16 protein-coding genes and 1 pseudogene are annotated in these 21,324 nt (G+C 58.6%); 9 read left to right on the forward strand and 8 right to left on the reverse strand.

Going from position 1 to position 21,324, the window contains the following annotated elements:
* Window positions 1-43 precede the first annotated feature (43 nt).
* On the reverse strand, window positions 44-1,333 hold the full coding sequence (locus tag ACQQCD_RS13320) for an ISL3 family transposase (protein ID WP_430268232.1): 1,290 nt from the start codon (window positions 1,331-1,333) through the stop codon (window positions 44-46).
* 250 nt (window positions 1,334-1,583) lie between these two features.
* Between ACQQCD_RS13320 and ACQQCD_RS13325 the strand changes: the two genes are divergently transcribed.
* Window positions 1,584-2,543 carry a cation diffusion facilitator family transporter gene (locus tag ACQQCD_RS13325; protein WP_430268793.1) on the forward strand — a complete coding sequence of 320 codons (960 nt, stop codon included), beginning with the start codon at window positions 1,584-1,586 and terminating at the stop codon, window positions 2,541-2,543.
* On the opposite strand, the gene ACQQCD_RS13330 is transcribed toward ACQQCD_RS13325, so the two are convergent.
* A complete protein-coding gene (locus ACQQCD_RS13330; protein WP_430268794.1) occupies window positions 2,540-3,748 on the reverse strand; it encodes an MFS transporter in 1,209 nt (402 codons plus the stop codon). The two genes, ACQQCD_RS13325 and ACQQCD_RS13330, sit on opposite strands and share 4 nt — an antisense overlap.
* A 135-nt stretch (window positions 3,749-3,883) precedes the next feature.
* On the opposite strand from ACQQCD_RS13330, the gene ACQQCD_RS13335 reads away from it, so the two are divergent.
* Both ACQQCD_RS13335 and pcp read left to right on the forward strand, forming a co-directional pair.
* On the forward strand, window positions 3,884-4,312 hold the full coding sequence (locus tag ACQQCD_RS13335) for a (deoxy)nucleoside triphosphate pyrophosphohydrolase (protein ID WP_430268795.1): 429 nt from the start codon (window positions 3,884-3,886) through the stop codon (window positions 4,310-4,312).
* The gene (gene pcp / locus ACQQCD_RS13340; RefSeq protein ID WP_430268796.1) at window positions 4,309-5,025 is read left to right on the forward strand and encodes a pyroglutamyl-peptidase I; all 717 of its coding nucleotides are present in this window, start codon (window positions 4,309-4,311) and stop codon (window positions 5,023-5,025) included. Before ACQQCD_RS13335 ends, pcp begins: the two co-directional genes overlap by 4 nt.
* A gap of 19 nt (window positions 5,026-5,044) precedes the next feature.
* On the opposite strand, the gene ACQQCD_RS13345 is transcribed toward pcp, so the two are convergent.
* Together ACQQCD_RS13345 and ACQQCD_RS13350 are read right to left on the reverse strand one after the other, a co-directional pair.
* Complete coding sequence (locus tag ACQQCD_RS13345) at window positions 5,045-5,719, reverse strand: SIMPL domain-containing protein (protein WP_430268797.1); 675 nt, start codon at window positions 5,717-5,719, stop codon at window positions 5,045-5,047.
* 196 nt (window positions 5,720-5,915) lie between these two features.
* A pseudogene (locus tag ACQQCD_RS13350) lies at window positions 5,916-6,125 on the reverse strand (hypothetical protein); the annotation flags it as partial.
* Between the two features lie 107 nt (window positions 6,126-6,232).
* Between ACQQCD_RS13350 and pheS the strand changes: the two are divergent.
* Together pheS and pheT are read left to right on the forward strand one after the other, a co-directional pair.
* Window positions 6,233-7,291 carry a phenylalanine--tRNA ligase subunit alpha gene (gene pheS / locus ACQQCD_RS13355; RefSeq protein ID WP_430268798.1) on the forward strand — a complete coding sequence of 353 codons (1,059 nt, stop codon included), beginning with the start codon at window positions 6,233-6,235 and terminating at the stop codon, window positions 7,289-7,291.
* A 2-nt stretch (window positions 7,292-7,293) separates the two neighbouring features.
* Window positions 7,294-9,837: a phenylalanine--tRNA ligase subunit beta gene (gene pheT / locus ACQQCD_RS13360; RefSeq protein WP_430268799.1), complete on the forward strand. Its 2,544-nt coding sequence runs from the start codon at window positions 7,294-7,296 to the stop codon at window positions 9,835-9,837.
* A 106-nt stretch (window positions 9,838-9,943) separates the two neighbouring features.
* Here pheT and ppk2 read toward each other — a convergent pair whose 3' ends face one another.
* Window positions 9,944-10,807 (reverse strand): polyphosphate kinase 2, encoded by an 864-nt coding sequence (gene ppk2, locus ACQQCD_RS13365; protein WP_430268815.1) that lies wholly within the window; start codon window positions 10,805-10,807, stop codon window positions 9,944-9,946.
* A 163-nt stretch (window positions 10,808-10,970) separates the two neighbouring features.
* Between ppk2 and ACQQCD_RS13370 the strand changes: the two genes are divergently transcribed.
* Window positions 10,971-11,630 (forward strand): 4'-phosphopantetheinyl transferase family protein, encoded by a 660-nt coding sequence (locus ACQQCD_RS13370; RefSeq protein WP_430268800.1) that lies wholly within the window; start codon window positions 10,971-10,973, stop codon window positions 11,628-11,630.
* 10 nt (window positions 11,631-11,640) lie between these two features.
* Here ACQQCD_RS13370 and ACQQCD_RS13375 read toward each other — a convergent pair whose 3' ends face one another.
* From ACQQCD_RS13375 to ACQQCD_RS13385, 3 genes are all read right to left on the reverse strand, one after another.
* Window positions 11,641-12,972 carry a M1 family metallopeptidase gene (locus tag ACQQCD_RS13375; protein WP_430268801.1) on the reverse strand — a complete coding sequence of 444 codons (1,332 nt, stop codon included), beginning with the start codon at window positions 12,970-12,972 and terminating at the stop codon, window positions 11,641-11,643.
* A gap of 52 nt (window positions 12,973-13,024) precedes the next feature.
* Window positions 13,025-16,903 carry a Pls/PosA family non-ribosomal peptide synthetase gene (locus ACQQCD_RS13380; RefSeq protein WP_430268816.1) on the reverse strand — a complete coding sequence of 1,293 codons (3,879 nt, stop codon included), beginning with the start codon at window positions 16,901-16,903 and terminating at the stop codon, window positions 13,025-13,027.
* Window positions 16,904-17,025: 122 nt separating this feature from the next.
* Window positions 17,026-17,991, reverse strand: coding sequence for a quinone oxidoreductase family protein (locus ACQQCD_RS13385; protein ID WP_430268802.1), 966 nt, complete (start codon window positions 17,989-17,991; stop codon window positions 17,026-17,028).
* Between the two features lie 176 nt (window positions 17,992-18,167).
* On the opposite strand from ACQQCD_RS13385, the gene argC reads away from it, so the two are divergent.
* Genes argC through argB form a run of 3 tightly spaced genes read left to right on the forward strand, consistent with a single transcriptional unit; the run spans window position 18,168 to window position 21,321 of the window.
* The gene (gene argC / locus ACQQCD_RS13390) at window positions 18,168-19,211 is read left to right on the forward strand and encodes an N-acetyl-gamma-glutamyl-phosphate reductase (protein WP_430268803.1); all 1,044 of its coding nucleotides are present in this window, start codon (window positions 18,168-18,170) and stop codon (window positions 19,209-19,211) included.
* Window positions 19,208-20,374: a bifunctional glutamate N-acetyltransferase/amino-acid acetyltransferase ArgJ gene (gene argJ / locus ACQQCD_RS13395; RefSeq protein WP_430268804.1), complete on the forward strand. Its 1,167-nt coding sequence runs from the start codon at window positions 19,208-19,210 to the stop codon at window positions 20,372-20,374. The genes argC and argJ overlap by 4 nt, the downstream gene beginning before the upstream one ends.
* 23 nt (window positions 20,375-20,397) lie before the next feature.
* On the forward strand, window positions 20,398-21,321 hold the full coding sequence (gene argB / locus ACQQCD_RS13400) for an acetylglutamate kinase (protein WP_430268805.1): 924 nt from the start codon (window positions 20,398-20,400) through the stop codon (window positions 21,319-21,321).
* The last annotated feature ends 3 nt before the right edge of the window (window positions 21,322-21,324 follow it).

Consider the following 21,324-nt stretch of genomic DNA (forward strand, 5'->3'; position numbering starts at 1 on the left):
GGCTCTTCACGGTTCGTGGTGAATGTTCTGCCGTGGTGAATGTTCATGCCGCTGTTCTGGCGGCACTGCGCAACAGAATACGCGTTTTGTAGTTGCGTGCGTTGGTGAATCCGCGGCCTGTCCTTTTTATGTGCTTGATCGCGGTGTTGTTAGCTTCCACTTTCGCCGTTGTCGCGCCGGTGACAATGAGGACTTCAATCTCTTGCCACCACCGGCAGACCGTGCGCCAGAGCCGGTTCGTTTCCGGCTGAGCGGCGCGTTCGACCAGGGCCTGCAGGCGCTCTTTCGCGGCGGCCGCGTCGGCAAGGGATCCGGTGGCGAGCAGCGTCCGGAGCTGCTCTTTGACCAGCCATGCGGCCTGCAATTTTCCGGTGGCGTCGTCGGTTGCGAACACGGTGCTGAGCCTGTTCCGGGCCCGGTCAGAGAGTGATTCCCCGGCGCGCAGGAGCAGGCGCCGGTTGGCCCAGACCGGGTCGATGGAACGTCCCCGCCGGCCATGGACCTGCTGGGTGAGACGTTGCCGGACCTCGGTGAGCATGTCGTTGCCGAGCTTGACGAGGTGGAACGCATCGACCGAGACCGCGGTGCGAGGGAGCCACATCCGCAGGGCCTTGCGGAACGCGGCGGAAGGGTCGATCGCGACGACCTGCACGCCCAGACGCCACTGAAGCGGGCGGGCGAACAGCCATTCTCCGACGCCCTCACTGTCGCGGCCGTCCACGATCCCGAGCACCTGGCCGGTGTCCAGATCAACAATGGTCGTCATCCAGGGTTCGTAGCGTTTCCAGGCCTTGGTGGAAGGGTCGCGGAAGAACCGCACGGAACGGTAGCGGTGTTCATCGATGCCGAGCATCCGGGGTGCCAGGGCATCAACATCAGGCAGGGTCAGCGCCGCGGAATCCAGAGCCCGCTGGACCAGCCACCATGAGACACCGAACGAGGAGGCCGCTTCCGCGGCGGCCCTTCCGGATCCAATGACGGCGGCCACGAGGGCATCGCGGAGCCGGCGGGTGGACCGAGCGCGGCGCGGGACCTGGGCGGTCTCCTCGGCGAATGTCCGCCGCGGGCAAAGGTACTCATCGCAGAAGAATCTCCGCTTGGCCCAGATCACTTCGACTGGGCCGGCGACAGGGATGTCGCGCAGACGTTGTGGGCGGCGGGAATGCACGCGGGTGCTGATCACACCACAGGATGGGCAGCCGGACTCGGCAGTGGCTTCAACGCTGACCCGTCGCTGCCCGAAAGTGAGGATCTCAGTGTCTGTGACGCGGTAGTCGGGCAGGTTGAAAATGGCGGTGGCAGCATCGGGGCGCGGGGAAGTAGGCTCGATCAAGGCTCGTAGCTCCTGACTCTTGATGAATGCGTAGAGAACATCCATCACAGCAGGGCTACGAGCCCTTCAGCTTTCAAGACACGGAACCCGTTTCACCACGAACCACGGAGAGCCCTTTTACATCTTGATGTGCTAGGAGGGAGAGCAACACGCATAAACGGGGTTCGTCTGACATATCCCGGTATTCTGAGCAGTGACAAAAGAACTAGTCTCGGTACTGAGGCGTGGGTAGAATAAACGGGGTAAAAACGTGGCAGCAGGCGGCGGAACAAAAGCGATCGTGGCGGCGCTAGGAGCAAACCTAGCTATCGCTGTTATGAAATTCTTGGCATTCTTTCTGACAGCCTCATCATCGATGCTGGCAGAGGGTATTCACTCTGTAGCCGACTCAGGGAATCAGCTGCTTTTGCTGATCGGTGGAAAACGCGCCAAGCGTGAAGCGGACGCCAAACACCCCTTCGGCTATGGCCGTGAGAGATTCATCTATGCCTTTATTGTCTCGATTGTGTTGTTCAGTGTTGGCGGACTCTTTGCCCTTTACGAAGCATGGGGAAAGATCCAGCACCCGCACGCCATTGAAGGCAATTTCTGGTGGGTCCCGCTTGCCGTGTTGGTGGGGGCAATTGTTGCTGAAAGTTTTTCGTTCCGAACGGCTATCAAAGAATCTAACCCGCTGCGTGGGACACAGAGCTGGGTTAAGTTCATTCGCAACGCCAAACAGCCCGAACTGCCGGTCATCTTACTCGAAGACTTCGGCGCTCTGATTGGTTTGATTTTTGCCCTCTTGGGCGTGGGGTTGACCCTGATTACTGGCAACGGAATCTGGGATGCTATTGGCACCGGAATGATCGGTCTGCTGCTGGTATTTATCGCCATTGTTTTGGCGATTGAAACTAAGTCCTTGTTGTTGGGCGAGTCGGCTACCAAAAATGACGTCGCAAAAATTGAAGCTGCAATTGAGTCAGACGGTACCAAAATCATTCACTTGAAGACCCTGCACTTGGGTCCGGAGGAACTATTGGTCGCGGCAAAGATTTCCGTAGGTGCCGCTGATTCCGGTGCCGAGATTGCCACGGTTATTGATAGCGCCGAGGTCCGAATCCGGGAAGCAGTACCGCTGGCGCGGGTCATCTACCTCGAGCCAGACCTCCTGCGGCACGCTGACTCCGTTCAGCTCCCCGAAGATACTTCGGCTCCGCTGAACGGCTAGCTCACTAAGGGTCGCTTGCGTTCCACATAGCCGCTAACTAGAGCAACACCGAGCCCCAGCACGGCCAAGCCTGCACCAACCAGTGCTGGGGCTCGGTAGCCCCAACCCCAAGCAATGACCACACCGCCCAAGAAGGCCCCCAATGCGTTGGCCACGTTCAGGGCGGCGTGATTAAGAGATGAAGCCAGTGACGGGGCATCGGGAGAGGCGTCCAATAGCCTGGTTTGGAGGGAGGGAACCAACATGGAACCCATACTGCCCACAACAAATACCATCAGCAACGCTGAGGGCGCCCAAACCACCGATACAAAGTACAGTACGAGGGAAACGGCGATTGCGGCGAGAACGCCGTAAATTGTTCCCATCACCGAGCGGTCTGCCAAGCGACCACCGATGATGTTGCCAGCCACCATGCCTAGGCCATAGAGGGCCACCACTAGCGGGATTAGCCCGGCGGGAAGTCCTGTAACGGCCGTCATGGTGTGTGAAATATAGGTGTAGGTGGCGAAGAATCCTCCAAAGCCAACCACACCAATCAGCAGTGTGAGCCAAACCTGCAAACGCTTAAGAGCACCAAGCTCGCGCCGGATGCTTGCATCAGGATGAGCTTCGCTAAATGGCACAAAGCGTGCGATCAGTGCGACTGTTACGAGTCCGATTCCTGCAACCACAACAAACAACAAACGCCAACCAAAGTTCTGCCCCACCCAGGTGGCAATAGGAACACCAATCACGTTTGCCACGGTTAAGCCGGCCATCACCATGGAGATTGCCCAGCCGCGCCGGCTTGCCGGCACCAAAGACGCGGCAATGACCGCAGCGACTCCGAAGAATGCACCGTGGGGGAGTCCGGAAACAAAGCGGGTGACAAGCATCCAGTGATAATCCGGCGCCGCGAACGAGGAGAAGTTGGCGAGAGCAAAAATCACCATAAGCCCTAGTGCAAGCCACTTGCGCGGCAGCTTGGCTCCAACGGCGGCAAGAACCGGCGCGCCAACACAAACACCCAAGGCATACGCTGAGATAAGGTTCCCGGCGTCTGGGGTGCTGATGTTCAAACCGCGTTCCACGTCGCTGAGCAGTCCCATCATGGCAAATTCAGTGGTTCCGATTCCAAATCCGCCCATAGCCAGAGCAAAAATGGCGAAGGTGAGTTCACGCCGGGAAAGCGTCGACAAAGAATGATGGGGCGTGGTTGGCGTCATAACCTGCAATTTCGGTGGGAATGAGTCGTATCCGCACAACAGTGCAAACACAAAGATGATTTCTTCAACCCTAAATGGTGCTTAAATCATTCCGCGATTCCTAGAGCAAATTTCGCCTTTGCCTACACTGGTGAGGTGACTAAGACGATCCACGTAGTGGCAGCAGCCATCTGCGACTCCCTAAACCACCCCACCAAATTGCTGATTGCCCAACGCAGCGCACCACCCAAATTCGCAGGTATGTGGGAATTCCCCGGCGGGAAAGTGGAAGCGGGGGAGACCGATCGGAATGCCTTGACGAGGGAGATCCGCGAGGAGCTTGGTGTGGAGATCGCGCTGGGCGCAGCCGTTCTAGCCGAGGACCCGATGGGCTGGCCGCTCAACGAGAAGGCCGTGATGCGGGTGTGGCTCGGAGAAATTACAGAAGGTGAGCCGGCTGCCTTGGAAGATCACCACGAGCTGCGCTGGGTTCATTTAGCGGATCCTGAAGGAATTATGGCGCTGCCGTGGATCCCGGCTGACCTTCCTATTGTTGAAGCTCTTCTGAAGTTGGTGGCGGCATGATCCTACTGACCGGGTTCGAACCCTTTAACGGAGCCACAATGAATCCTTCGTGGGTGGCGGCCCAAAGCGCTGCCGATCAACTAAACGCCCAGGGGATAGCCACGGCGGCAATCGAGTTGAAGTGTGTGTTCGGTGAGAGCGCCAGCCAGCTCAAAGCGGCCATCAGCACTCATAACCCGGACGTTGTTATGTGTGTTGGCCAAGCCGGCGGCACCAAGGCTATTCGCGTTGAGCGGGTTGCAGTTAATCTGGACGATGCTCCGATTCCGGACAATGCCGGGAACCAACCGATCGATATTCCCGTGGTCCAGAACGGTCCGGCCGCCTATTTCAGCGGGCTACCTGTTAAAGCCCTGGCACAGGCCATCCGAGACTCAGGCATTCCGGCCGTTGTGTCAGCGAGTGCGGGCAGCTACGTCTGCAATCACGTTTTCTATTCGCTGATGCATCAAATCCAAGAGGTTCCCCACCTACGCGGAGGGTTTATCCACGTCCCACTTGCCACTGAACAATTGTCCACTGAACAATTGTCCACTGAACAATTGTCACCCGAACAACTTGAGCCGGAACAAGGGGCGTCGACGCAATCAGGCACTAACAACACCTCACCTTCCTTGCCACTGGAAAGTATCAGCGCCGCTCTTGTTACGGCCGTCCACACCCTAGTATCTGGAAACAGCGAGCTGCATTATCCCGCCGGATCAACCCACTAAGCACTCCGCCTGCTAACTACTAGGCCACAGCCCACACAACGGTGACCGAAGCGGTGACAGACGATTCACCTGCGGAGACTGGCATAACATCGGTAGCTGACATCCGGGCAAATTTGGGGTGGGGCTGAGTAAACCCTGAAGGGGTTTCACCCAGCGATACAATCTCCGCCAAGTGCACCCCAGCCAAAGAGCAATAGTGTTCTGCGCGTTCCTTGGCGTCAGCAAATGCGGCTTCCCTCGCCGCCGCTGCGAGAGAACTTTCATCGGTAAAGCCTAGGCTGGGTCCGTTCAGGCGCACGTTGTTGCCTCCGGCCTTAACCACTAGTGCCACTACGTCCGAGATTTGCGTTAGTGGGGTAATCCGCACCGTGAGCGTTGAGCTAGCCACGTAAGCGGTGGTCACTTGGCCCCGACCTTCTTCCCAAACGGTCTCAGCGCGAAGGTCCAGTGCCGACGTCGTAATGTCCTGTTCGCGTACCTCGGCATCGCGGAGGGCCTGCAGTAGACGCAGTGCAGCGGCACTTGCAGCGGCGTAAGCCTCTGGGGCGTCACCGGCGCGTACCTCGACGCCGGCGTTCATGACCGCTTGATCAGGTGCGGCGTTGGCAGAACCTGTACCCGTCACGGTGATGGTCCGTGCAGGACCCACCAAGGCACCAGCAGCAGGAACAGAAGGATTGGGCATTTCAGACATTGGAGACTTCCTTCAAGTATCCGCCAGCCTCAAGACCAGCGTGACGTTCAAAAAAGTTGGCAGTGGCTGGGTTGCCCGTTCGGAGGACCGACCACGCTGCACAGAGACCATAGAGCGGCAAAAACCCCAAGCCCAAACACCATGCGTACTGGGTGCAATGCCGTGCTTCGTGTCCCATCAGTACGGGATCCTCGGCGCTTGCACTCGTGCCACGGGGGAAAATAACCACGTTTCCAACGGTGAAGGCACCGGCCTGAGGGAACCGCCACCTATATCCCTGAGCGAGCACAATTCCGTGAGCGCCGTGGGAAAGAGTTGAGCCCGCCGCGACTGCCAGACCGGCGCCCAGCACGGTAGAGCCATTAACCAGATTTGCTACCTGTCGAACCCGCAGCGTCCACTTCATTGGCTCATCGTAACCACCCGGGAGGAAACGGCACACGCTCAGCTATTAGACTTGACCCTTGGAGCCTTGCTCCGTGCCCACCCCTGCCTCGTAGTTAAGAACAGTAAATGTCTGAGACCACGCCCGGCGCCATTCCGAATCCCACGGATGAAGCCGCTATCAATTCTGCCGTTGAGGATGCCCTCGCCGCAGTTGCCGCCGCCACTAGCCTGGACGAGCTCAAAGCCGTACGCCTTGCGCACACCGGCGAAAAGTCGCCGCTGAGCCTTGCCAACCGTGAGATCGGAGGCTTACCAAAGGATCAGAAGGCAGCCGCCGGAAAGCTAATGGGCCCCGCTCGTGGCCGGGTCAACCAAGCACTCACTGCCCGCACCGCCGTGTTGGAAGAAGAAAACGACGCGCGGATCCTCCTCGAAGAGACAGTGGACGTTACTGCCGCTCCGCGACGCCGTCGTGCCGGCGCCCGGCACCCACTGTCCACCCTGCAAGACCGTGTGATCGACATCTTTGTGGGTATGGGCTGGGAAATTGCTGAAGGCCCCGAAGCGGAATCCGAGTGGTTCAACTTTGATGCCCTGAACTTCAAACCGGATCACCCTGCCCGCGAAATGCAGGACACTTTCTTTGTAGAGCCTCCCGAAGCTCACTTGGTGATGCGTACTCACACCTCCCCGGTGCAGGTCCGCTCCATGCTTGAGCGTGAAGTGCCGATCTACGTTCTGTGCCCGGGCAAGGTTTTCCGCACTGACGAACTCGATGCCACTCACACCCCGGTGTTCCACCAGTTCGAAGGCCTCGCCATCGACAAAAACCTCAGCATGGCTGACCTTCTTGGCACGCTTGAGCACTTCACCCGTCAGATGTTTGGCGAAGAAGCCAAGGTTCGTTTGCGCCCCAACTACTTCCCGTTCACCGAGCCTTCCGCTGAGCTAGACATTTGGCACCCGGGTGCCAAAGGTGGCCCGCGCTGGATCGAGTGGGGCGGTTGCGGCATGGTGAACCCCAACGTGCTGCGGGCAGCCGGTATTGACCCGGACGTTTATTCAGGTTTTGCCTTCGGTATGGGTATTGAACGTGCCCTTATGTTCCGCAATGAAGTTGGCGATATGCGCGACATGATCGAAGGCGATGTACGTTTTAGCGAGCACTTTGGGATGGAGATCTAAGAATGCGTATCCCTCTTTCATGGCTGCGTGAATTCGCAGCAGTACCGGCCAACGCCACGGCCGAAGACGTAATGGCTGACCTGGTCAAGGTTGGTTTTGAAGAAGAAGATGTTCACCGTCCCACGGATGAACTGCAGGGCCCCGTTGTGGTGGGTCAGGTGTTGAGCCTGGTCAAGGAACCACAATCCAATGGCAAAACCATCAACTGGTGCCAAGTACGTGTGGTCCCTGAGGGTCAGGAACAGACGCTCACCCACGAAGGTATTGATCCTTCGGGTGTGCAGGGGATCGTCTGTGGTGCCCACAACTTCGTGGAAGGGGACAAAGTAGTTGTCACACTTCCCGGCGCTGTGCTTCCCGGCGACTTCCGGATCTCGGCGCGCAAAACCTACGGTCACCTGTCCGCGGGCATGATCGCCTCTGTGCGAGAACTGGGCATTGGCGATGACCACGATGGCATCCTGGTGCTCTCCCGCATCGGTTTGGATCCCGAGGTTGGCACTGACGCCATGGAGTTGCTTGGTCTTTACGATCAAGCTGCCGAAATCAACGTCACACCGGACCGCGGCTATGCGTTCTCTATCCGTGGTGTGGCCCGCGAATACGCCCACGCCACCGGAACGGGCTTCACCGATCCGGCGTCCCAAGTCACCGCTCCAAGCACACTGAGCGGCGGATACGCAGTGAAGCTTGATGACCAAGCACCGATTTACGGTGTGCCCGGCTGTGATCGTTTTGTGGCTCGCACGGTCCGTAACGTTGACCCCACCAAGCCCACACCGGCTTGGATGTCTTCGCGATTGCGCCTGGCTGGTATCCGCTCCATCTCCCTGCCCGTGGATATTTCCAACTACGTGATGCTGGAACTCGGTCAGCCGAATCACTGCTACGACTTGGACAAGCTCTCCGGTGAAATTGTGGTCCGTCGAGCTGCGAAGGGCGAAAAGATCACCACCCTTGACGCCAAAGAGCGCACGCTCGACGCCGAAGACCTCTTGATCACTGACGACTCTGGTGCCATCGGCATTGCTGGTGTGATGGGTGGAGCCAACACGGAGGTTTCGGACTCCACTACCAGCATTTTGGTGGAGGCCGCACACTTCGACGCAGTCTCGATCGCTCGCTCACGCCGCCGTCACAAGCTGCCGTCAGAAGCATCGAAGCGCTTTGAACGTGGCGTGGACTGGAACCTGGCTTCTATCGCCGCTCAGCGTGTTGTGGACCTGCTGGTGGAGCTGGCTGGCGGGACAGCAGATGAAACCGGTACGGACGTTGGTGAGGCACCCCAAACTGCTTCTATCAACCTCCCTGCCGCCGCGGCGTCGAACTTGATTGGTATTAACTTCACCACCGAGCAGATCGTTGGCTCGCTCCAGGACCTGGGCGCGACGGTGGAAACCACCTCGGATGGTTATTTGGTGACGCCGCCTAGCTGGCGCCACGACCTTGAAACTAAAGAGGACCTCATCGAGGAAGTCGCGCGATTGGTGGGCTACGACAAGATCCCCGCGACCTTGCCTGTTGCCCCACCGGGCCGCGGTCTGACCCGGACGCAGCAACAAAAGCGTCGACTGGTCCAGGCTCTCGCTGACGCCGGGCTCACCGAGGTCCTTTCGTACCCATTTGTGAGCCAGAGCTCGAACAACACCTTTGGTGTGGCAGAGGCTGGAGCGGAACGCCCGGCACTGAAGCTCGCCAACCCGATTAGTGAAGAAAACGGCTACCTACGGACCTCGATCCTGCCCGGCTTGATTGAAGTGGCACGCCGTAACCATTCACGTGGTTTCCGAGACCTTGCGCTCTTCGAAGCCGGCAGTGTGTTCTTGCCCGGCGATACCCTAGGAACTGATTCCATTCCTCCGCTCGGCGCCAAGCCCAGCGAAGAGGTTTTGGACGGACTGTACGACGGCGTCCCGCACCAGCCCTTGTACCTTGCCGCTGTTCTGACCGGCAACGACTCGCCTGCCGCCGCCGGCCATGCACCGCGCGCTTGGGATTGGGCTGACGCTTTGGATGTTGTCCAAAATGCTGCACAGGTGCTGGGTGTTGAGCTGATTGTTTCTCAGGGAAGCCACCAGGCATTCCACCCGGGCCGGGTTGCCGCTTTGTCGCTGCGCGATGGCACGCTGGTGGGCTACGCCGGTGAACTGCACCCGAAGCTCCTGGCGAGCTTGGACATGCCGGCCCGCTCGGTTGCTGCTGAGTTCAATGCTGATGCTTTGTTCGAGGCTGCGGCAGATGTGATTGTGGCTAAGCACATCTCTACCTTCCCGGTAGCTACCCAGGACGTGGCACTTGTAGTTCCGCGTGAGGTACCTGCTGAGGCTGTTCTAGAGGCCCTGCGTGAAGGTGCGGGGGAGTTGCTCGAGGATGTTTCATTGTTCGACGTGTATACCGGCACCGGCATTGAACCCACCCATAAGTCACTTGCTTTTGGGCTGCGTTTCCGTGCAACGGACCGCACGCTCACTGCGGATGAGGCCTCTGAAGCTCGGGCCAACGCAGTAGCTTTGGCCGCTGAACGTTTCGACGCAGTTCAGCGCTAACCACTAAATGGAAGTGCCCCCAGGATGCTTATCCTGGGGGCACTTCCATTTATGGGATACGGCTACTTTTTCTAGCAGGCTGTTGATCCGGTCCGTGGTTTGCGGCTTAGAACTCTTCGCCCTCGGCAATCACTGCGGCGGCTGAGCCTACGATGTGCGGATCTGGTGTGCCTGCGATTTCACGGTCCTTGCCCTCGTAATCAAAGAGGCTGAGCACATGCCGCATCGCTTCGAGCCGAGCACGCTTTTTGTCGTTGCTTTTCACAACTGTCCAGGGCGCCCAGTCCGTGTCAGTTGCAACAAACATTGATTCCTTAGCTGCAGTGTAGGAATCCCATTTGTCCAGCGACGCCAAGTCCATGGGGGAGAGCTTCCACTGGCGAACCGGATCCACCTGGCGGATGGTAAAGCGGGTCAGCTGTTCAGTGCGGGAGACGGAGAACCAGAACTTAACAACGTCAATGCCATCGTTGACCAGTAGCTGCTCGAAGGCTGGCGCCTGGCGCAAGAACTCTTGGTACTGGTCCTCGGTGCAGAAACCCATGACCCGTTCCACACCAGCCCGGTTGTACCAAGACCTATCAAACATCACCACTTCCCCGGCCGCCGGTAGGTGTTCCACATAGCGCTGGAAGTACCACTGGGTTTGCTCACGCTCGCTGGGCTTTTCCAGCGCTACTACGTGAGCCCCACGGGGATTGAGGTGTTCGGTGAAGCGCTTGATAGTCCCGCCTTTACCGGCAGCGTCGCGGCCCTCAAAGACCATCACGACACGGCGGCCAGTGGACTTGACCCACTTTTGGAGTTTGAGCAGCTCGATTTGTAACAAACGTTTGTGCAGTTCGTAGTGTTCCCGGTCCATCCGCTCGCTGTACGGATAGCCTTCGCGCCAGGTGTCCACAGGGAGTCCAGACGCATCCAGCAGGATGGGATCGTCGTCGTCGTTGTCCAAAACGGTGTAGCCAGGCATGGCAAGATTTGAAAGGTCCACGCGCAGACTGTACGTCGGTCAAGTGAACCGAAAGTGAACACGCGCGTTGGGCGTCCGGTAGGCGTTACTGTCCATAAGTTGAGCAGAAAGCAGGGAGGTTGGTGTGGTCCCGGTTGACGTGATGTCCCGCAGACTTTCGCCGATGACTCCGGCCCTTGAATTCGCCTGCCGGGTCGAGTTGGATGCCGCCGAATGGGCTCGGGCGGATCGTTTGCTGAAGCACTCCGATGCCCAAGAGTTCCTCCTAGCCCGGTTGTTCCAGAGACGTTGGGTTTCCGAGCTTTTAGGGGTCCGGCCCGAGAAGCTAGTCACCGCCTACTTCTGTCCGGACTGCTCAGGGACTAAGAGCGGAGGCAGTAACGCGCCAGATCATGGCCGGCCAGGTTACTTGTACGACGGCGTGAGGGCACCTATTGCACTCAGTGCCAGCCGGGCGGCTGGTTGGGCAGTGTTTGCTGCCGCTATCTCGCCGCCAGAGGGATTTGCGCTCGGCGTGGATGTTGAAGATCCCGCCGCGATATTTAGCGGATTCGATTCCGTAGCGCTGACCGATGCTGAGCGGGCGCTAGTGGTTGCGGCGGATTCAGAGAAGTATCCCAGGCTGGAGGTCCATACGGTCAAGCAGCGATTGCGTGCGAACTTCTGGGCCAAAAAAGAGGCCTTCCTCAAGCTACGAGGGACAGGATTGCGCACTGATCCGGCAACTATTGACACCACACAGCTTCGTGGGGTGCGCACCATGTCTGCACAGGAAAGTGGGCTTCCGGAGCAACTGGTTGCTGCGGTAGCACTTGCCGGCTAAGGCGGATCCGCTACGGCAACTTCGGCAGCTTTTCTGCGTACAACCACGGCCCAAGCAACTCTGTGGCTTTGAGCCCCGGAACTAGCTCCACGGCCAGCTTCACGAAGTCCTCAGTTGATACGTTGCCGTGCCGGAACCGGGCAACCCATTCCTGCAATAGTGGGAAAAACTGTTCCTCACCAATCCGCACCCGCAAGGCATGGAGGGCCAGAGCTCCGCGTTTGTACACACGGTCATCAAACATCAATTCAGGTCCGGGATCGCCAACTCTGATGTCTTGGGGGAGACCTGAGAGTTTCTTCCACGCTTCGGTAGCCCGCTGAGTCGCGGTCATCACCCCGGCGGCCTCGGACCATACCCATTCGGCGTAGCAGGCAAATCCTTCGTGGAGCCAAATGTCTTTCCAGCGGTTGAGCGTTAGCGAGTTCCCAAACCATTGGTGGCTGAGTTCGTGAGCAATGAGCCGCTGAGCTTCCCACGAGGTGCTCAAGTGGTTGCGGCCAATAATGGACATGCCTTGGGCTTCGAGCGGGATTTCTAGCTCGTCCTGGGTAACAACTACGCCGTACTCACTAAACGGGTAGGGGCCAAAGCAATACTGAAAAACGTCCATCATGCGAGGCTGTTCGGCCAAGGCAGTGAGTGCTTCACCGCGAAGTTCCGCTGGCACGGCTACCACTTGGCGAACCGGAGAGGACGAGTCCTGTGTGGCTGGCAGTTCTACCGGGTTGTAGCGTCCGATCTGAACGGTGGCCAAGTAGGTGGCCATAGGCTCTCTTTGTTCATACACCCATGTTTCTCGGCTGGATTTGGACGTGCGGCGCACGAGTTTTCCGTTGCACACAGCCCGGTAGTTGTCGTCAGTGGTGACGGCAATGCGGTAGCTGGCTTTCTGGCTTGGATGGTCGTTGCAGGGAAACCACGAAGCGGCGCCGTCGGGTTGGCCGGCAACGAGTACGCCGTCGGTCAGTTCTTCCCATCCGACCTCTCCCCAGAGTCCAGTGCGGGGCCGCGGGTTGCCTTCGTAGCGAATGTCTAAGCGGAATTCTTGCCCTTTGGCGATCGGGTCCTTGGGCACGATCACCAGGTGGGCGCGGCGTTGGCTGAATTTCTGAATCGGGCGGCCATCTAACTGAACCTTGAGGACTTTCAGGCCCACCAAATCAAGGACAATGCTTTGGGTTTTGGTCCCGGCGGTCGCATACAGCGTTGCCTTGGCGCTGAGCTTGTTGCTGGCCAGCTTGTAGTCCAAGTCCAGGTCATAGTGATCCACGGAATAGACGGTGCTGCCATGCTCCGGGGTGTACGAATCCTGGGTGGTGTTGGTACTGGACGTGCTCATCTAAGGAGGCAGCCTCGCTTTGTATTGTGGTGGGTCTTTGACGCTATCAGGGCTACTTGGGTCTAGCCCAAGGACTCACCGGGTTTCCCATCCAGTATGTGCCAGCGGGCACTGTTTCACCGCGCATCACCAACGACGCCGGACCAACTGTTGCGCCGTCGTCGAGCATTGCGCCGGGGAGGATTACGCCGTGGGGACCCATAGTGGAACCTCGCATCAGTTGCACTTTATCCATGCTCATAATTCGGTCGTGGAAGAGATGGGTTTGGATCACGCATCCGCGGTTCACGGTGCTGCTTTCACCAAGCTCCACGAGGTCTGCCTCGGGGAGCCAATAGCTTTCGCACCATGCGCCGTGGCCGATCTTGGCTCCTAGACCGCGAAGCCACCACACCAGTGCTGGTGTGCCGCTCGCTGCACGCGCAAACCAAGGCGCTGAGACCATCTCCACAAAGGTATCCACCACTTCGTTGCGCCAGATAAAGGAACTCCAGAGCGGGTGTTCACCTGCTTTGATCCGTCCCACCAGCACCCATTTGGCCACTACTGAGCTGACTGCTGCAATGGCGCCGGCTCCTAGCATCACTACGCCGCAGAGCAACGCTGCAACAAAGTAGTTAGTGTGCAGGGCGATCCAGTCCAGGGCCACCATCACTCCAACGCTGATGTAGCCAACAAGCATTACGGGGAACAACCTGCAGGCCTCCCAAATTGCCCGTGCCACCTTGAGCCGAGTAGGTGGCTGGAAGGTGCGGCTTTGGTCAGTTGCTTGGGCCACTCGACGCAAGCGAACCGGCGGGCTACCCAACCACGATGTGCCGGACTTCGCCTTGAGCGGCGTAGCTGAGAGGACAGCTACCAGTGAGTTTTTGGGAACGTTGCGCCCCGCAGCAGTCATACCGGAGTTGCCGAGGAAAGCTCGTTTGCCAACTTTGGCTGGGCCGATCTTCATCCAACCGCCGCCCAGCTCGTACGAGGCCACCATGGTGTCGTCTGCCAGGAATGCACCATCGCCCACGGTGGTCATCTTTGGCACCAGCAGCACAGTGGAGGCTTCCACGTTTTTGCCGATTTTTGCGCCGAGCAGGCGCAACCAAATAGGGGTGAAGAGGCTTGCGTAAATGGGGAACAACAGATCGCGTGCCATGTCCAGCACTCGTTCGGTGGCCCAGACCTGCCAGCCAATCCGGCTGCGGACCCGGTAGTGGCCGGCTTTCAGGCCAATGCCCAGCGCGCGAGTGGTAGCAAGGATGAGGAGGAGATTGCCGGCAAACCACACTAGAGCGCCCAGAGGGATCGACCACAACAGTGCAGGCCATGCCGCAAACAAGGTGTTGTAGCCGCGGATCGAGGCGATCACTACCGTGGAGGCTAGAGCAGCTGAAGCGTAGGGGATCAACGCCAAAAAGGCTGAGGCGGAGGCAAACGCGGCAAACCACATACGCTCAAGAAATTTGTTGGTGTACGGGAGTGTATCGGGCCACTCGTGGGTAGCTTTGCCTCTACGTTCGGCAGGGGAACCGGCCACCGACTGTCCGGCTTTGACCTTGCCAAAAACTGCCGATCCGGCCTCAACATGTGCGTCGGCACCAACCCGTGCTCCGGGCATCAGTGTTGATCGTGCACCAACTGTGGCATTTGCCCCAATGGTGATGGCACCAATGTGGACCGTGTCGCCGTCGATCCACCAACCGGAGAGGTCAACTTCGGGTTCAATATTGCAGCCGTTGCCCAAGCTCAAGAGCCCAGTGACCGGCGGCAAGGAGTGCAAATGGACATCTTTGCCCACTTTGGCACCGAGGGCACGGGCATAGTACGGAACCCACGGTGCGCTTGCTAGGCCAATAGCGCCAGCAAGGTCGGCGATTTGTTCTGCTAGCCACAAGCGTAGGTGTACCCGCCCGGAGCGCGGGTAGCGGCCTGGCCGGATACCACGCAGCAGGACGCGCGCGGCAGCAACCGAGATGCCCATACGCCCCAGGGGGCTAACAAAAACCAGCCACGAAGCAAGCACCCACCACCATGAAACCGTGGGAGCTACAGCGAGGACGCCCCAAGCGGAGAGCAGATTATTGACCGCCATCAGATACGTCAGCCAACGCATACCAACCAAAATGTGCAGTGGAATGCCCATTAGAGTTTGGAACACCTGCGCTTTGCGGGTTGTCCGGCGAACCGGGCGTTCCTTGGCTTCAACCGGGACGTAGTCCTCAGGAAGAGATTGCTTACAGACGTCGATCAGGGCGCCAACTCGCGGGTGGGCGTAAATGTCAGAAACGCGAACTAGGGGGTACCGGACCCGCAACGAAGAAACAAGCTGGGCAGCCGCCAGGGAACCACCACCGTGGGCAAAGAAATCTGCGTCCAGACTCGTCGCCGGGGTTCCCAGTACTGCTGACCACTGTTCAATAATCCAGCTTGAGTCTGCGTCAAGATTTAGCGGCGCAGCATCGGCCTCTGCTGCACCGGCGCCTGCCAAAGGCCACGGCAGTGCAGCGCGGTCCACCTTTCCGCTGGTTTTGGTGGGAAGCTCGTTGACAACTGTCAGCAAAGGAATGAGAGGTGCTGGCAAAGACTCGGACAACAGTTCCCGGAATTTTCCAAGGTCAGGTTCTGCACCGGACTGGGCGACGGCGAGATACCCCACCAGAATCTGGTTGCCGGCCGCTGTGGTTTTAACAGCCGCGGCTGCTCCTGCGAGGCCGGGGAGCGATTGGAGCGCTGAATCGATCTCACCGAGTTCAATACGTCTGCCACCGAGTTTCACTTGCTCGTCTGCGCGGCCTTGGAAGATGAGACCCGCGTTTTCACAACGAACCAAGTCGCCGGAGCGGTAGGCCCGGTCCCAGCCAAGGCTTGGCATCGGTGCGTACTTCTCGGCGTCCTTGGCGGGATCCAAGTAGCGGGCTAGTCCCACGCCGCCAATAATCAGCTCGCCAACCTCACCTTCGGCCACTGGAACACCGGAGGTATCAACAATTGCCAAGTCCCAACCGTCCAAAGGCAAGCCGATGCGCACCGGACCGTTGCCGGTCAGGGGCGCAGCACAGGCAACCACTGTGGCTTCAGTGGGCCCGTAGGTGTTCCACACTTCACGGTCTTCTACTACCAAGCGCTCGGCGAGCTCCGGCGGGCACGCTTCGCCACCAAAAATGAGCAGACGAACGTTCTCCAGTGATTCGGCTGGCCACAGTGCGGCAAGTGTGGGCACAGTTGATACCACTGTGATGCCGTTGTTGATGAGCCACGGCCCCAGGTCCATACCCGTCCGGACTAGTGAGCGCGGAGCCGGAACAAGGCAAGCACCGTGACGCCACGCGAGCCACATTTCCTCGCATGAGGCGTCGAAGGCAACGCTCAATCCTGCGAGGACGCGGTCAGTGGGGCCAATTGGTTCTTGCTGAAGGAATATCCGGGCCTCTGCATCCACAAAGGCAGCCGAGGAGCGATGGGTGACGGCAACACCCTTAGGCGTTCCAGTGGATCCTGAAGTGAAAATGACCCATGAATCGTCCTCCGGTAGTGGCATACGTGGGGAGGGGAAAGGTTTGGGCCTTTTTTTGTCCACAACAATTTCGCCCTTGGCGCGTAAGATCCCAGCAACTCGGGCTTCAGAGAACACTAGTTTGGCCCGCTCGTCCGGATCGTCGGCGTCCACCGGAACGTAGGCGGCGCCAATGAGCATAATCGCCAAGATGGCAATGTATAGCTCATTGGTGCCGGAGGGAATTCGAACCCCGATCTTGTCCCCAGCGCCCAACCCGGCCAAGTGCAAATTCTTCGCGTAATCGCGGACGGCAGTCGCTAAGTCGGCATAGCTCAGTGACTTTTTACCATCGTGCAGAGCCGAGGCATCAGGGAATTCTTCAACGGTTGCGAAAAAGATGTCGATCAGCGTCCGAGGCGACGGTGCGGCCGTGCCACCCGGCATTTGCGCTGGGTAGATGGCTGATTCAACATCGAGGGTGGCCTGAGGGCCTTCTTGCTCATTCACGCGCGTTATTCTCTCGGTTCAAGGTAAACATCAGGTGTTGCAGTGACCACTAGCTTCACTTAGGGGATCAAAATGACTTTCCCAGTGGTCTTGCGGCCTTCCAAATCAGCGTGTGCCTTGCCTGCATCCTTGAGGGCGTACCGTGCACCAATCCTGACTGCGAGTTGTCCTGAGGCTGCTGCAGCGAAAATTTCCTCAGAGCGCCAGCGCCGCTCTTGTGGGGTCAAGAGGAAGTCCCGCAAGGTTGGGCGAGTGAGCGAGAGCGATCCGCCAGCGTTGAGGCGCTGTGGATCAACGGGCGGGACGGGCCCTGAGGCTGCACCGAAAAGAACCAATGTTCCTCTGGTGCGCAGGCTCGCGAGTGAGCCATCAAAAGTGTCCTTACCCACGCCGTCGTACACCACATCAGTTCCCACACCATCGGTGAGTTCCCGCACCCGAGCCGCAAAGTCTTTGTATTCAAGCACTTCATCAGCGCCCGCTGCTCGAGCCAAGTCAGCTTTTTCTGGACTTGAAACAGTGGTGAACACCCTGGCCCCACGTGCTTTGAGTAGCTGAATGATCAACAGCCCCACACCACCGGCCCCGGCGTGAATGAGAACTGTCTGGCCTGGTTCTACGCGAAAGGAGGAGTTGATCAGGTAATGAGCCGTCATACCTTGCAAGGGGAGCGCCGCGGCGGTTTCGATGTCTAGACCATCGGGAATGGGCAGTGCACGGCTCGCGTCCAAGACGGCAAAGTTCGCATAGCAGCCTTCGCCCTCCGCTGTGGCCACGCGTTGACCCACTTCGAATCCTTCAACACCTTCGCCGAGTGCCTCGATGGTGCCCGCGGCTTCTGAACCGGGGACAAAAGGATAGGAAACTTTGTAGTTACCGTTGCGCTGATACGTCTCGATGAAGTTCAAGCCGATGGCTTGCACCTTAATGAGCAGCTGACCCGGGCCCGGGGTGGGCATGTCCGCCGCTGCATAGTGCAAAACCTCGGGTCCGCCTGCTTGGACGGCACTGACCGTATTATTCACTGTGGCTCCATTCTTCCGCGCGATCCTCGGTGGCAGGGTACACAGCCCATCCTATGTGGGTAGAAGGGAACCGTGGCGGTGTAGTCGCCAGCAGTATGAGGATTCCTCGCCTTCATCCAAATGCATAAATATTTGCTCCAGTGAATATTATTGCGCGCTGCGGTATAGTGCTCTATATGACGATTTCCGTTGCCGTTTCCGGAGCCAGTGGTTATGCCGGTGGGGAAGTGCTGCGTTTACTAGCCACCCACCCTGACGTGAGAATTGGCGCGATCACCGCGCACAGTAACGCGGGAGCCAAGTTAGGCGAGCTCCAGCCGCACTTGCATACTCTCGCGGACCGAGTTCTTGTAGACACCACCATTGAAGAACTCGCAGGCCACGACGTTGTATTCTTGGCCCTTCCGCACGGAACATCGGCAGCCGTGGCAGCGCAGCTTCCGCCAGAAACGCTAGTGATCGACGCCGGAGCTGACCACCGCCTCGAAGATCCCGCTGCGTGGGAAAAGTTCTACGGCAGCGCACACGCAGGAACGTGGCCCTATGGTTTGCCTGAGCTGCCTGGGCAGCGCGAAAAGCTTGTTGGCGCTCGCCGAATTGCCGTGCCAGGCTGTTACCCCACCTCCGTTCTGCTTGCACTGACCCCCGGCTTTGCGGCTGGACTGCTAGAGCCTGAGGACGTGGTGGTGGTTTCAGCCTCAGGAACTTCCGGTGCAGGCAAGGCCGCCAAAGTGAACCTGATCGGTTCAGAAGTTATGGGTTCCATGAGCCCGTACGGGGTGGGTGGAATGCACCGGCACACTCCAGAAATTGAACAAGGTTTGTCCAACGCTGCCGGTGAAGCAGTGAGTGTTTCTTTCACCCCAACACTCGCGCCGATGAGCCGGGGCATTCTGACCACCGCAACTGCTCGCGTGCGCAATGCAGATCAGGGCCAAAACCTTGCCTCTGAATTGCGCGCAGCCTGGCAGAACGCCTACGCCGACGAGCCTTTTGTCCATCTACTCCCGGAAGGACAATGGCCCACCACCAAGTCTGTTCAGGGATCTAACCACGTAGTGATGCAGCTGGCATATGATCCACATGCCAAGCGCGTCATTGTGACGTGCGCGATCGACAACCTCACAAAGGGAACCGCTGGGGGAGCGGTCCAATCCATGAATATTGCCTTGGGGCTCAATGAAGCTACCGGGCTCCAGCAGCTAGGAGTAGCACCGTGAGCGTTACCTCACCCCTTGGATTCCGGGCCGCCGGCGTTGTAGCCGGACTCAAAAGCACAGGTAAGCCGGACGTCGCTCTGGTAGTCAACGATGGCCCGGATTTTCACGCAGCAGCGGTTTTTACCACTAACCGTGTGGCAGCGGCTCCTGTTCACTGGTCCCGCCAAGTAGTTTCTGACGGCCGTGTTGACGCAGTAATTCTCAACTCCGGCGGAGCGAATGCATGCACGGGTCCGCAAGGATTTCAGAACACACACACCACAGCGGAAAAGACTGCTGAAGTTTTGGGCTTGTCCGCTACGGACATTGTGGTCTGCTCAACCGGGCTCATCGGTGAGCAGCTGCCCATGGACAAAATTACTGCCGGTGTGGACGCGGCTGCCGCGGCTTTGAGTGGCGACGGCGGCGATGATGCCGCCAGCGCCATTATGACCACAGACTCGGTTTCCAAAACTTCGGTTATCAAAGGAAAGGATTCCGAGGGTCGCGAATTCACTATCGGTGGAATCGCCAAGGGCGCTGGAATGCTAGCGCCTGGCCTCGCCACCATGCTGGTGGTCATCACCACTGACGCAGTAGTCTCGCCGGACATGTTGGATGTTGAGTTGCGCGACGCGTGCCGGGTTTCCTTTAATCGGGCCGACTCGGACGGCTGTATGTCCACCAATGACACAGTCCTCTTGATGGCTTCCGGCGCCTCTGGAGCTGTTCCAGCTGTTGATTCATTTGGTGAAGCGTTGACAACAGTTTGCAAGGACTTGGCTCGTCAGCTGATTGGCGATGCCGAAGGAGCCAGCCACGACATTGCTATCCGTACCTTCAACGCCGCCACCGAGGTTGATGCTGAAACCGTTGGACGCTCCGTAGCTCGATCGAACCTCTTTAAGGCAGCGATCTTTGGTAAAGATCCCAACTGGGGCCGTGTTCTTTCCGCAGTGGGCACCACTGACGCAATCTTCGATCCAGACCAGCTCAACGTCTCGATCAACGGGATCCAAATCTGCCAAAACGGGGGAATCGGGGAAGATCGGAACCTGGTGAATCTGGATGCTCGTGAAGTTTTGGTTGAAATTGATCTGAAGGCGGGCGCTGAAGAAGCCACCATTTGGACCAACGACCTCACTCATGACTACGTCCACGAGAACAGCGCCTACTCGAGCTAACCACCCCACTTAGAGAGCACACTGTGAACAACTCCACGCTGGCAGCACAGGACAAAGCCGAAACGCTCATCGAGGCATTGCCTTGGATTCAGCGCTTCTCCGGTACCACCATGGTGATCAAGTACGGCGGGAACGCCATGATCAACGAGGAACTGCGCCGGGCTTTCGCCGAAGACATTGTGTTTTTGCACCACGTGGGAATCCGTCCCGTAGTGGTGCACGGCGGGGGCCCACAAATCAACTCGATGCTTGCCCGGCTGGGCATTGAGTCCGAATTTAAGGGCGGATTGCGAGTGACCACCCCTGAAGCCATGGATGTGGTCCGGATGGTGCTTACCGGCCAAGTAGGACGCGAACTCGTGGGCCTGATCAACGGCCATGGCCCTTACGCTGTGGGAATGTCTGGCGAAGACGGAGGCCTCTTGCGTGCTGTCCGGACCGGAACCGTAGTCGACGGCGAGGATGTTGACTTGGGCCAAGTGGGGGAAGTTGTTGGTGTGGATCCGGCCGGCATTTTGGACATCCTGGAGGCCGGGCGCATCCCGGTAATTTCCACGGTGGCTCCCGAATTCGTGGTTGAAGAAGGTGGGCTGGTTGCCACCGGGGAAGTCCTGAACGTAAATGCGGACACGGCCGCAGCTGCACTGGCCGAAGCACTCGGCGCCAGCAAGCTCGTGATTCTCACAGACGTTGAAGGCCTTTACGCGAATTGGCCGGATAAGAGCTCACTCATTTCTTCACTCACCGCAGGGGAGCTGCGCGAAATGCTGCCGCGCTTGGAATCGGGCATGATTCCAAAAATGGAGGCCTGCCTTAAGGCCGTTGATGCAGGGGTTGAGCGAGCGCACATCGTTGACGGGCGGCTAGCCCACTCGATGCTGCTAGAAACATTTACGACGGCGGGAATTGGCACCCAAGTTGTGCCGGACGGAGTTGAAGCAAAGTGAGCG

Source organism: Pseudarthrobacter sp. J1763 (assembly GCF_050490295.1).
GTDB lineage: Bacteria > Actinomycetota > Actinomycetes > Actinomycetales > Micrococcaceae > JBNPEO01.

Excerpts from the sequence above, each read along its gene's own strand:
- ACQQCD_RS13330 (WP_430268794.1), bottom strand. The coding sequence starts at position 3,748 with ATGACGCCAACCACGCCCCATCATTCTTTGTCGACGCTTTCCCGGCGT.
- pcp (WP_430268796.1), top strand. The coding sequence starts at position 4,309 with ATGATCCTACTGACCGGGTTCGAACCCTTTAACGGAGCCACAATGAAT.
- ACQQCD_RS13345 (WP_430268797.1), bottom strand. The coding sequence starts at position 5,719 with ATGTCTGAAATGCCCAATCCTTCTGTTCCTGCTGCTGGTGCCTTGGTG.
- pheS (WP_430268798.1), top strand. The coding sequence starts at position 6,233 with ATGTCTGAGACCACGCCCGGCGCCATTCCGAATCCCACGGATGAAGCC.
- pheT (WP_430268799.1), top strand. The coding sequence starts at position 7,294 with ATGCGTATCCCTCTTTCATGGCTGCGTGAATTCGCAGCAGTACCGGCC.
- ppk2 (WP_430268815.1), bottom strand. The coding sequence starts at position 10,807 with ATGCCTGGCTACACCGTTTTGGACAACGACGACGACGATCCCATCCTG.
- ACQQCD_RS13370 (WP_430268800.1), top strand. The coding sequence starts at position 10,971 with ATGACTCCGGCCCTTGAATTCGCCTGCCGGGTCGAGTTGGATGCCGCC.
- ACQQCD_RS13375 (WP_430268801.1), bottom strand. The coding sequence starts at position 12,972 with ATGAGCACGTCCAGTACCAACACCACCCAGGATTCGTACACCCCGGAG.
- ACQQCD_RS13380 (WP_430268816.1), bottom strand. The coding sequence starts at position 16,903 with ATGCCGGGTGGCACGGCCGCACCGTCGCCTCGGACGCTGATCGACATC.
- argC (WP_430268803.1), top strand. The coding sequence starts at position 18,168 with ATGACGATTTCCGTTGCCGTTTCCGGAGCCAGTGGTTATGCCGGTGGG.